This window comes from Aeromonas sp. 159 (genome assembly GCF_963862045.1).
GTDB classification, from domain to species: domain Bacteria; phylum Pseudomonadota; class Gammaproteobacteria; order Enterobacterales; family Aeromonadaceae; genus Aeromonas; species Aeromonas veronii.
The window spans coordinates 1-11,235 of record NZ_CAWLMI010000101.1; the positions used below are offsets into that span (position 1 = coordinate 1).

The following is an 11,235-nucleotide window of genomic DNA, read 5'->3' on the forward strand; positions in this document are numbered from 1 at the left end:
TGATAAAACGTTTTATCAACTTACAAGTGCCGACAGGATCACAGAATAAGGGGGCTGGCTGGCAGCAGGATCCAAATTTGTGAGCCGGATCGGCCCAATGGTGATGTAACGTTTCACTTGAGCATCTGAGCAGGTATGCTGGGGCCTCGCTCTCAACTGTCCATCGTCCGTTCGCCCTATGTCGCCCAAATCCCTCTCTGCCAAAGCCACCAAGATCACCGATGTCGCCCAGCGGGCGGGAGTGTCGGTCACCACCGTCTCCATGGTGCTCAACGGCAAGGGCCGCATCTCCCCGGCCACCGCCGAGCGGGTGCAGCAGGCGATAAAAGAGCTCGACTACGTGCCCAACAGCGCCGCCGCCAACCTGCGCAGCCAGCAGTCCAATCTGGTGGGGCTGATCCTGCGCGACATCACCGACCCCTTCTATACCGAGGTGACCGCCGGGGTGAGCGAGGTGCTGGAGCAGCAGGGCTATCTGCTGTTTCTGACCCAGTGCGGCCACAGCCCGGAGCGGCTGCAGCAGAGCATCCACTCCCTGTCACGGCAAGGGGTGGCGGGCATCATCTTCAATCCGGTGCGCGGCGCGGCGGCCAAAACCCTGGAGACCCTGATCGACTCCGAGCTGCCGGTGGTGTGCGCCGCCCGCTCCTACTATCGGGATGATGTGGACTTTATCGGCCCCGACAACACCCACGCCGCCAAGCAGGCCACCACCTACCTTATCGAACAGGGCCACCGCCATATCGCCTATGTCGGCGGGCGGGCCGACTCCCTCACCCGCGCCGAGCGCATCGGCGGCTACTGCGCCAGCCTGCTGCAATATGGCCTGCCCTTCAAACCTGAGTGGGTACTGGAGTGCGAGCGCACCCAGCGCAGCGCCGCCGACACCATCGCCCAGCTGCTGCACCAGCACCCCAAGGTGACCGCCGTGCTCTGCCACTACCCCGAGGTGGCGCTCGGCGCCATCTATGGCGTCGAGGCGAGCGGCCGCACCGTGGGCAAGGATAACTACATCGGCCAGCAGGTGGCCCTGCTCGGTTTTGACGACGTGGCGGAGGCCGAACTCACCTCCCCCGCCCTCACCTTTGTCAGCTCACCGGCCCGCGAAATCGGCCGTCAGGCGGCAAGGCGCCTGCTGACCCGGATGCTGCAACCCGAGCTCGCTCCCAACCGCCATATCATCACCCCCAACTTGCAGAAGCGAGAATCAGCCTGAACTAGCTGGACAAGCCCGAGCTCACCCCACCCGCCATATCATCATCGCTCACCAGCAAACCGCAGAAGCGGGCATCGGCCAGAAGCACACGGCTGCGGCGCGCGGGCAAATAACAAAGAGGGGGCGCAAAATGTGAACCTGCTCACTGCGCCGGCAAGGAGAGATTGAGAGCCAAGTGGAGAGGAATATGATGGGCGTCCACTCTCTTCACGAGCCCATTTATGAGCAACCCGCACGACCAGAACCCGCCAAGTGAAATCCATCGCTGTGACAAATGCAGGGAGCTTACCCGCCATATCGTGGTGCTGGTCGCCCGCGATCACAGCCAGGACATCATGCCCAAGGATCCGCGCAAAGCCTTCTGGCAAGCCTTTACTTCCAGCAGCATCACCAACTGGGCGTTTGGTGAAACACTGGCCTACCAGACCACCCATGTAAAACATCTGATCTGCGAACGCTGCGGGGAGAAGTTTCTGGAGTATTAAGCCGACTTCCAAGCTCGTCACCGTAAATCCTCAGGCGGCACCGCAAAGCCATCGCTGGCCCACTTACATCGGTAATTTATTAATCTTAAACTGGTTTTTATCTATTCCCCTGGTTGCCATCCCACCGCCTTGGTTAAGATGCTTCAGTTGGCAACCAAACCTTGACTGAGTCACGTCCATGAGCAGGAATAGCCATGCCCCCAAGGTCACACGCAGGTAAAAAAACTGTAGGCTGAGGGTTGGAACTCGGGGGAGGTGGGTCGTTTTACCTGATAAAAAGTGAAGGGTGTTGATTATCCGCTCATTAGAATCCGATTACTCTGGGCTAATCGAACCTACGGCCCTAACAATAGTCGTCGACCTTATACACACTCATGATGCGTGTTCACTACATACAGAAGTGGTACAACCTCAATGGCAGTCCGATAGAGCATAAATTGCTCCATGCGTCACTTTTCCAAGTTCTAGCTTTGGCCATATCAACATCATGACCTTTAGTGACGACTCAGATCGATGAGCTTTAGTAGACTTGAGCCATAGATACAATACAATTAGGGAGCTTTACATAAGGATTTTTAGCTATGAATGACAAAATTAGAAGACTAAGAATAGAGTACCTTTTTGGCTACAAAAACATCGATATGGATTTGCAGGATGTTACCGTTCTCGTTGGTAATAATGGCACAGGTAAATCGACAATTTTGCGTATTATCCATAGTCTACTCACTTTAAATGAGTCAGAGTCACTACGACTGTGCGACTGTGCTGAACTTTGGCTAGAAAATGATATAAAAATAGTTTATGAAAATTTTCACAAAGATGATTCTAGGGAGATCGTTGAGAAGATTTTTGCTGACACCATACATTCTAGAGATATAAATGTTAGTAGAATGGATTCTGAAGATATATTGAAATTGATGACGGTAAAGCTTGATAATTATAAAAAGCATAAAAAAGAAAATAAATTTCGAGTATATAGAAGAAATGTTAGAACAACACAGAGCTATTACATTAGTAATTTTTTAACTGATTCTAGCGTTGAATTTATTTCAACGGTTGATTTAAGCGCAAATTCGCGGTTCAACTTTACCACAATAGAAGGTGAAGGTGCGAACATGCTTGATAATTATATTGAGCTAGAACTAAGGCAGTTATATTCAGATGAGAGCCCAGCAAAGCGAACCGTATTAAGACGCATAATGAATAAACATCTTTCAGATAGCGGAAAGCGCATTAGACGAAGTAGTTCTGACATCACTGTTAGTTGTATTCGCTCAGGTGTTTTGTCATATAAAGCATTATCATCCGGTGAGCGTCAATTACTTTATATAATGTTAAAAGTCGTTAATGGAAGAGATAAAAACGCCATAATTTTAATGGATGAACCAGAGATATCTTTACATTTAAATTGGCAAGAAACATTAATTGACAGCATTAAAGAGATAAACCCTTCATCTCAGTTAATAATAGTCACACATAGTCCAGGTATAATAATGAATGGCTATCGAGATGCTTTTCGGGACATGGAAGATATTGAAATGGGTAGAAAATGATGGCCAGTTTCGGTGATATATTATCAAATCCTAATTATGTTCATGGGTTTACCAGAATCACTACTGGCAACTCTAAAGGCCTTCTTTATGTTGAAAGCCCCAATGATATTGGTTTTTGGCGTTATATTATTGAACATGTATGCCCTGGCAAATATGAAGTTAAGGCCGCAGCAAAACTAAAGGCAAATGGCAAAAGAACTCTCGAACTAGAATATTCAAAGCTTCATAAAAATTACATCGTAGGCGTTGATAGCGACATGGATTATTTATGCCCATCAAGAAATGAATACGCAACTCAATTAAATGATAGCTCTTTTGTATTACACACATTTTCGTATGCTAAAGAAAGCCTTCAATGTTCGACAGAATCGATTGAAGATATAATGGAGAGGCTCGTCTATTGTGAATCTTATAACAACGAAATATCGGAGACTCTGCTAAAGCTTTCCCATATAATTTATGATGCTCTAACTATACATTTATTCCGCCATAACTCTCAGCCTAAGCACTATCATGATGGTATTCTGTGGCCTGTTTTGAAAATGCCTAAAAATACCACTTTAATAAACCATGGAGATCTCAAAGAAAACCCGATAGCTTTAACTAGCTTACAAGAAAAACTATCAGCATTTATTGGCACATATAATATTATGTCTTCTGAACGTGACGAATTCAATGCTTATGTTTTTAATTTAAATGCCAAGGGACTTACTCCGGGAACTGCCTATCAATTTATTAAGGGACATATATTACATGATGACTATGTTTTTCCAATGCTCAAGATTTATAGGGATAAACTGTGTAGTCTAGAAAAAGCGAAAGTTGGTAGAGAGTGCCGAAGTACTGATAAAACAGGGGAAAGAGAGGTAAGGATTGGTGAAATTGATAATTTTTTTAATAAAACCAATGTTTTGGAAACACTATTAAATAACACCCTCAATTATACTAACAACCCTATTTATAATAGGATTAAAACAAAGCTAAGACAGCTAGATACGTGAGTCGTATATATTACGTGTACATATAGGCGTTGTTTCCCAAATCAGGTAGTAACTGCCCCAGCCCCAAGTAGCCTTTACACTCGGGGCTTTCTAACGAGCAAACCAAGGGGATTCAGTTTGTTTATGGCGCTTACATACGCCAAGACTTCTCCCACTTGGCCGTTGTAGTTACGCAGACTGATTTTCCCCGCCAGCAACTGCTTGAACCGATACATCGCCGTCTCTGCCAGCGAGCGACGGTGATACACTGATATCTTCTTCCAGCCCGAAGGTTCGAATAGCGGAGCGTATTCGGACGTTCGCATTATCACCTCTATCTTTTCGTCCATCCCCTCTCTTGCCACCACCCAGCCTGCCCAAACAGGCGGTGCAATTCACTTCGTTCATTGCACCCTACGGGGCCAATACCTGCGGTTTCATTCTCCCGTTGTGGTGAGCTGTCTGGCACCGATGGCGCAACCCATTTCTCCAGCTTGTTCTGCTCACGCCTCCCCTGCGCCCTCTCTCTTCCCGCCAGCGGGGGCATTTCTGTGCGTTGGCTCACATCCCGCAGCCGTTTATCACCTCACAAATTTACAGACAGAGCGCCCCCATTCGCTGAGTAAAAACTCACCGCACGGCCAAAGCGCTGAACCACGAACAAACACAACCAATTGATTTTAATCATCAATAAAAATACGAGCGATTCAATCCGCCCCCAATTCGGCAGCTGTTCAGCTTTGCGATCAGGGTCACACTCAAGGTGATGGCGCACAAAAATCCAGTTATTCGCACATTTGTCCGATAGGGTGACCTCTGCCCCGGCGCGATAATAGTCGGGTCAATTTTGTCTGCATGCCGGCCTGCAAGGGCGGCATGCCAACAGGCTCCGGCAACGGAGCGGGGAGAGCGCCATGATAACCACCTTGATCAATGAACATCTGATCAACCTCGATTTGAAAGCGACGCGTAAGGAAGAGGTCTTCACCGAGATGGCCCGCCTGCTGGTCGCGCAAGGCAAGGTCAGCGACGAGCAGCAGTTCGTCAAGGATCTGTGGGCCCGTGAAGAGCTGGACAACACCGGCTTTGAAGAGGGTGTTGCCCTGCCCCACGCCAAGAGTGCGGCGGTCAGCACCCCGGCCGTCGCCATAGGCATCAGCCGCAACGGCATCGACTACGGCGCCGAAGATGGCAAGCCGTCCAAACTGTTCTTCATGATTGCCTCCCCGGCCGGTGGCGCCAACCACCATATCGAGGTGCTGGCCGAGCTCTCCGCCAAGCTGATCGAAGAGGGCTTTATCGATGCCCTGCTGGCAGCCAAAACCCCGGCCGATGCGCTGGCACTGCTGCTGGCCAAGAAAGAGGAAGCGGCTGCCGCACCTGCGGCCAACAAGGGGCTGATCATCGGTGTCACCGGCTGCCCGGCCGGTATCGCCCACACCTATCTGGCGGCCGAGTCGCTGGAGCGCGCCGCCAAGGAGCTGGGTTATGAGGTGAAGGTGGAGACCAACGGCTCCATCGGCGTCAAGAACAGCCCGACTGCGGACGAGATCGCCCGCGCCGCCGCCATCGTGGTGGCCTGTGACAAGCAGGTGGACATGGCCCGCTTCGCTGGCAAACCCCTCATCAAGACCGGCGTGAAAGCCCCCATCAAGGATGGCAAGGGTCTGATTGAGCAGGCCCTGAAAGCCCCCGCCTATGTGGCAGACAAGGATGAGAAGAAGGGTGACGAGAAGCGCGCCAGCGGCGGCAGCTCGGATCTCTACCGCTACCTGATGAACGGCGTATCGCACATGATCCCGTTCGTGGTGACCGGTGGTCTGCTGATCGCCCTGTCACTGGCCATCGGCGGCAACCCGACCCCGAGCGGCATGCAGATCCCGGAAGGGAGCATGTGGAACCAGATCCTCAACGTCGGCGTGGCCGCCTTCACCCTGATGATCCCCATTCTGGCGGGCTATATCGCCTACGCCATCGGTGATCGTCCGGCACTGGCGCCGGGCTTTATCGGCGGCTGGATCGCCAACAACGGCAGCTTCTACGGCGCTGACGCCGGTACCGGCTTTATCGGTGCCATCATCGCGGGCCTGTTGGTCGGTTATCTGGTGCGCTGGATTGCCACTCGTCAGTACCACAAGATGGTGCAACCGCTGGTGCCGATCCTGATCGCCCCCATCGTCGGGTCGCTCTTTATCGCTGCGGTATTCATCTTCATCATCGGCGCCCCGATTGCCGACATGATGACTGGCCTCAACGCCATGCTGCTCTCCATGAGCGGTGGCAGTCTGGTGCTGCTGGGTATCGTGCTGGGTGGTATGGCTGGTTTTGATATGGGTGGCCCGGTCAACAAGGTGGCCTTCCTCTTCTCCGTCGGCATGATCGCCTCCGGTCAGACCCAGTTTATGGGTGCCATGGCCTGCGCCATCCCGGCTGCCCCCCTTGGCATGTCGCTGGCTACCGTACTCGGTCGCAAGCTAGGCATCTTCGACGAGTCCGAGATCGAAGCGGGCAAAGCCGCTGGCGCCATGGGTCTGGTGGGTATCTCCGAAGGGGCGATTCCGTTCGCCGCCCGTGACCCGCTGGCCGTGATTCCGGCCAACGTGCTGGGCAGCATGACCGCCGCTGTGATGGCCTTCCTGTTCGGAATCACCAACAGCGTTGCCCACGGTGGCCCCATCGTGGCCCTGCTGGGTGCCGTCAACAAGCCGCTGCTGGCCCTGCTCTGCATGATCTGCGGTGCCATCGTCACCGGCGTGGTCGCGGTTGCCCTGAAAAAGCTGCGGGTAAAAAAGAGTGACGAGGTGACCCTGGCCAAGGCGGCCTGAGTCCCTCTCGCCATCGCGGCTCATAGAGCATAAAAGAGGCCACCCCACGGGGTGGCCTCTTGTTTTTTGTGGATAGCTGGCGGGCCGTATTTCCCAATATCGCCCCCCGAGAAATAGTGGTCGATAAGCACTCTTCCCTCATCTCTCCCTTCACCTCTCTCCTTGCCTTTCCCTTGCTCCCTTCTGGCCTATCCATCCCACCAGCCCAGCACTCACACAGAGCGCCAAACTGGCTGAAATGGCAGCAATCCGGCGTCAGCGGTGTGATGTTTCTCACGCTTTGTCCGCGAAAGCGCAAAAACTAGGAAAATTTCCTAGCCCCACTAGGGATGGCTCTCAAGCCATTTTTTGCCCCTCTTATTAGAGTCACCCCACCTGATGTCGTGACCCGCACCGCGACGGGCAATGCGCCCCGTCATCCCGTGCCGGGCCCGGGTTTATATGGATGGAGCGTCGAGCGCAGCAACGGCTGACAGCCCCGACGTTCCGTTCCCCCTTCCGTGGCGTGACCTCGAACAACCTATCTACAAATGAGGGGCGCGGCGGAAATACCGTCTATCTCGCAGAGGATGAACGAAGATGTTGAAATTGCTCCAACAGGTCCGGGTCCCCACCCTGGACCTGCCGGTCGAAGCCCGGCGCAAGCTCTGGTTCAAGCCGTTTATGCAATCCTATCTGGTTGTATTTATTGGCTATTTGACCATGTATCTGATCCGCAAGAACTTCAACATTGCGCAAAATGACATGATCCAGGAGTACGGTCTCTCCATGACCGAGCTTGGCATGATCGGCCTTGGCTTCTCCATCACCTACGGGGTGGGCAAGACCATCGTCTCCTACTACGCCGATGGCAAGAACACCAAGCAGTTCCTGCCGCTGATGCTGATCCTCTCCGCTCTGTGCATGCTGGGCTTCAGTGCCAGCATGGGCGGCACCGGTTTCAGCCTCTACTTCATGATCTTCTTCTACGCCCTGAGCGGTTTCTTCCAGAGCTGTGGCGGTTCGTGCAGCTACTCCACCATCACCAAGTGGACCCCTCGCAACAAGCGCGGCACCTATCTGGGCATGTGGAACCTCTCCCACAACGTGGGCGGTGCCGGTGCGGCCGGTGTGGCGCTGTTCGGTGCCAACTACCTGTTTGATGGCAACGTGCTCGGCATGTTTATCTTCCCCTCCATCATCGCGCTGATCGTCGGCTTTATCGGCCTGCGCTTTGGTAGCGATTCGCCGGAAGCCTACGGCCTTGGCAAGGTGGAAGAGCTGTTTGACGAAGTGGCTAGCGAAGAGGATATCGCTACCGAAGAGCAGAAGCTGACCAAGTGGCAGATCTTCGTGAAGTACGTGCTGCTCAACAAGGTGATCTGGCTGCTCTGCTTTGCCAACATCTTCCTCTACGTGGTGCGTATCGGTATCGACCAGTGGTCTACCGTCTATGCCCACCAGGAGCTGGGCTTCTCCAAAGACGTGGCTATTCAGGGCTTTACCTTCTTCGAAGTGGGCGCACTGGTCGGCACCCTGATGTGGGGTTACCTCTCCGATCTGGCCAATGGCCGTCGTGGTCTGGTTGCCTGCGTGGCGCTGGCGCTGATCATCGCGACTCTGGGTCTCTACCAGCATGCCACCACCCAGTTCATGTTCCTGGGCTCCCTGTTCACTTTGGGCTTCCTGGTGTTTGGTCCGCAACTGCTGATCGGCGTCGCCGCCGTGGGCTTCGTCCCCAAGCAGGGCATCAGCGTGGCCGATGGCGTCAAGGGCACCTTTGCCTACCTGATTGGTGACAGCTTCGCCAAACTGGGTCTGGGCATGATCGCCGATGGCACCCCCATCTTCGGTCTGACCGGTTGGACCGGCACCTTCGCGGCGCTGGATATCGCAGCCGCCGCCTGTCTGGTGCTGATGGGTTGTGTCGCGGTCGCCGAGGAGCGCAAGATCCGCCGCATCAAGCGCGAACTGAAAGCCGCCGAACTGGCCGCCCAGACCGCCTGATAGCCATAACAACAGACGCAGATTGTTCAGGGCCACCCACAGGGGTGGCCCTTGTTGTTTGAAGCAACCAGACACCCGACTGGCCCATATCAGCCTGCACTGCCGTTCAAGGGACGGGCATATCCCCATCAAGATCCCACTTTTCATATGGACTTTTGGTAAAAGCCCCCCGCTGGCGCTATCTTGTTGCTCCCCCTTGTCAGCATCACAGAGAGCAGATGAAGATCGTCGCCGTCACCGCTTGCCCGACCGGTATTGCCCATACCTATATGGCTGCCGATGCCCTGCAAAAAGCCGCCACTGGGCTGGGACTCAAGATCAAGGTCGAGACTCAGGGCGCCATGGGCATGGAGAACATGCTGACCGCCCGCGATATTGCCAGCGCCGACCTGGTGTTGATTGCCTCCGATATCGAGATTGAGCAGAAAGAGCGCTTCCTCGGCTGCACCATCCATCAGGTGAGACTGGAAACCGTGCTGCTGGATGCCAACGCCGTACTCAAGGCCCTGCCGATCCCGGCCTGATGCTGACCCGCGAAATCACCTTCTACTGCCAGCAGGGGTTGAGCATCACCCAGGCCAAGCAGTTGAGCCGGCTGGCGGGGATGTTCAAATCCACCATCCGCTGCGCCAACCTTACCCGGCGTCAAACCGTTGCCGCCAGCAACCAGCTCTCCCTGTTGACCCTCGCCACCCAGCCCGGCGATCTCTGCCAGTTGCAGATTGAAGGGTGCGATGCCGAGCTCGCCCACATGGCCTTCACCTGCTGGTGCGGGGAGCTGGGTCAACCGCTGGTGCGCTCGCGCACCGCCGCACTGGCGGAGTTGCGACTGGCCAACGCCCTGCCCGACTACCATTTTGCCCTGCGCCAGCTGGCCCACAGCCCCGAACCGCTGACCAAAGCCGAGGCCCTCGAGCATCTGATCGATCTGCTGCCCGCCGAGCTGGTCAGCAACAGAGCCGCGCTGGAGGAGGCGATCAGTCGGCGCGAGCAGGTCTCGGCCACCATCATCCGCCCCGGCCTTGCCATGCCTCATGTATTGAGCGAAGGGATCAGCCAGCCAGCGCTGACCCTGCTCAATTGCAAGAAGCCCATCGAGTGGGGCTCTCAAATCGGGCCGGTGCAGACCATTATTCTGCTGGCGGTGCCGGTCGGTAGCGGACGGGAGACCCTGCGCCCCCTCACCCGACTGGCGCAGGCGATGATCGATGATGTGGTCAGCCACGCCCTGCTGTTGGCGGGCTCGGCCCCCGCCCGTCAGGCTATCGTCATCGAGAGCCTGCTGAGCTAGGCGAATTGGCTCTGGGCGCTGCTTGCTGTAACGCCAGCCATTCATCCTGCCCTCAGCACCCTGTGGTACACTCGCTGCCATCGTCTGTCTGAAGTGTGTATCCGATGAAATCTCCCCGCTCCCGTCTCTCTGTCAGCCGCGCGCCGCGCGATAACGCCCCGCGCACGGCGGCCAAACCCGCCGCACCCCGCCATGCATCCCCCCGCAAACCGGAGCTGGCCCCAGAGGATCGCAAATTGCTCCTGCTGAACAAGCCCTACATGGTGCTCTGCCAGTTCACCGACGAGGCGGGCCGCGAGACTCTCAAGGATTACATCAAAGAGCACGGCATCTACGCCGCAGGGCGGCTCGATCGCGACAGCGAGGGGCTGTTGCTGCTCACCAACGATGGCAAGCTGCAGGCGCGCCTCACCCAGCCGGGGGAGAAGACCCCCAAGACCTACTGGGTGCAGGTGGAAGGGATCCCGAGCGAAGAGAAACTGGCCGCCCTGCGCGCCGGTGTGGAGCTCAACGACGGCATGACCCTGCCCGCCGGGGCGCGCATCATGGATGAACCTGCGGTGTGGCCGCGCAATCCGCCGATCCGCGATCGCAAGGAGATCCCCACCAGCTGGCTGGAGATCAAGATCATCGAGGGGCGCAACCGGCAGGTGCGGCGGATGACCGCCCATATCGGCCACCCCACCTTGCGCCTTATTCGCTACGCCATCGGTGACTGGACGCTAGATGGTCTGGCTCCCGGCGAGAGCCGCTGCCTGCCCGCTCCCGAGTTGGCACCGCTCTCCACCGGCCGCCCGCGTCCCTCCTCATCCCGTTCAGGCGCTCATACCGCCAAACCGGCCAAACCGGCAGGGGATGCGCCACGGCGGGCCAGCCAGCCGAGACGGGACGAGCGTCCC

At 55.5% G+C, this 11,235-nt stretch carries 9 protein-coding genes and 1 pseudogene; 9 read left to right on the top strand and 1 reads right to left on the bottom strand.

What is annotated here, in order from left to right:
• The first annotated feature begins 178 nt into the window (after positions 1-178).
• From AACR14_RS15645 to AACR14_RS15660, 4 genes are all read left to right on the top strand, one after another.
• Entirely contained in the window at positions 179-1,216 is a 1,038-nt protein-coding gene (locus tag AACR14_RS15645; protein WP_019446851.1) for a Mal regulon transcriptional regulator MalI, read from the top strand.
• A gap of 221 nt (positions 1,217-1,437) precedes the next feature.
• Positions 1,438-1,701, top strand: a complete 264-nt coding sequence (locus AACR14_RS15650; RefSeq protein ID WP_019446853.1) for a hypothetical protein — start codon at positions 1,438-1,440, stop codon at positions 1,699-1,701.
• 581 nt (positions 1,702-2,282) lie between these two features.
• A complete protein-coding gene (locus AACR14_RS15655; RefSeq protein ID WP_019446854.1) occupies positions 2,283-3,254 on the top strand; it encodes an AAA family ATPase in 972 nt (323 codons plus the stop codon).
• Positions 3,251-4,255: a DUF4435 domain-containing protein gene (locus AACR14_RS15660; protein ID WP_083851958.1), complete on the top strand. Its 1,005-nt coding sequence runs from the start codon at positions 3,251-3,253 to the stop codon at positions 4,253-4,255. The genes AACR14_RS15655 and AACR14_RS15660 overlap by 4 nt, the downstream gene beginning before the upstream one ends.
• 74 nt (positions 4,256-4,329) lie before the next feature.
• Here AACR14_RS15660 and AACR14_RS15665 read toward each other — a convergent pair.
• Positions 4,330-4,518: pseudogene (locus AACR14_RS15665) on the bottom strand (IS5/IS1182 family transposase); the annotation flags it as partial.
• A 630-nt stretch (positions 4,519-5,148) separates the two neighbouring features.
• Between AACR14_RS15665 and AACR14_RS15670 the strand changes: the two are divergent.
• The 5 genes from AACR14_RS15670 to rluE all read left to right on the top strand — a co-directional run.
• Positions 5,149-7,059, top strand: a complete 1,911-nt coding sequence (locus AACR14_RS15670) for a PTS fructose transporter subunit IIABC (protein ID WP_019446857.1) — start codon at positions 5,149-5,151, stop codon at positions 7,057-7,059.
• A 579-nt stretch (positions 7,060-7,638) separates the two neighbouring features.
• Positions 7,639-9,045, top strand: a complete 1,407-nt coding sequence (gene uhpT / locus AACR14_RS15675; protein WP_005334609.1) for a hexose-6-phosphate:phosphate antiporter — start codon at positions 7,639-7,641, stop codon at positions 9,043-9,045.
• Between the two features lie 218 nt (positions 9,046-9,263).
• Complete coding sequence (locus tag AACR14_RS15680) at positions 9,264-9,569, top strand: PTS fructose transporter subunit IIB (protein ID WP_005334611.1); 306 nt, start codon at positions 9,264-9,266, stop codon at positions 9,567-9,569.
• On the top strand, positions 9,569-10,336 hold the full coding sequence (locus AACR14_RS15685; protein WP_019446858.1) for a PTS sugar transporter subunit IIA: 768 nt from the start codon (positions 9,569-9,571) through the stop codon (positions 10,334-10,336). The genes AACR14_RS15680 and AACR14_RS15685 overlap by 1 nt, the downstream gene beginning before the upstream one ends.
• A 104-nt stretch (positions 10,337-10,440) precedes the next feature.
• A partial coding sequence (gene rluE / locus AACR14_RS15690; protein ID WP_019446859.1) for a 23S rRNA pseudouridine(2457) synthase RluE occupies positions 10,441-11,235 on the top strand: 795 nt, incomplete at its 3' end.

Bases quoted from the DNA above. Each gene is read 5' to 3' on its own strand.
- AACR14_RS15670 (WP_019446857.1), top strand. From the start codon at position 5,149: ATGATAACCACCTTGATCAATGAACATCTGATCAACCTCGATTTGAAA.
- AACR14_RS15680 (WP_005334611.1), top strand. From the start codon at position 9,264: ATGAAGATCGTCGCCGTCACCGCTTGCCCGACCGGTATTGCCCATACC.
- uhpT (WP_005334609.1), top strand. From the start codon at position 7,639: ATGTTGAAATTGCTCCAACAGGTCCGGGTCCCCACCCTGGACCTGCCG.
- AACR14_RS15650 (WP_019446853.1), top strand. From the start codon at position 1,438: ATGAGCAACCCGCACGACCAGAACCCGCCAAGTGAAATCCATCGCTGT.
- AACR14_RS15685 (WP_019446858.1), top strand. From the start codon at position 9,569: ATGCTGACCCGCGAAATCACCTTCTACTGCCAGCAGGGGTTGAGCATC.
- AACR14_RS15660 (WP_083851958.1), top strand. From the start codon at position 3,251: ATGATGGCCAGTTTCGGTGATATATTATCAAATCCTAATTATGTTCAT.
- AACR14_RS15655 (WP_019446854.1), top strand. From the start codon at position 2,283: ATGAATGACAAAATTAGAAGACTAAGAATAGAGTACCTTTTTGGCTAC.
- AACR14_RS15645 (WP_019446851.1), top strand. From the start codon at position 179: ATGTCGCCCAAATCCCTCTCTGCCAAAGCCACCAAGATCACCGATGTC.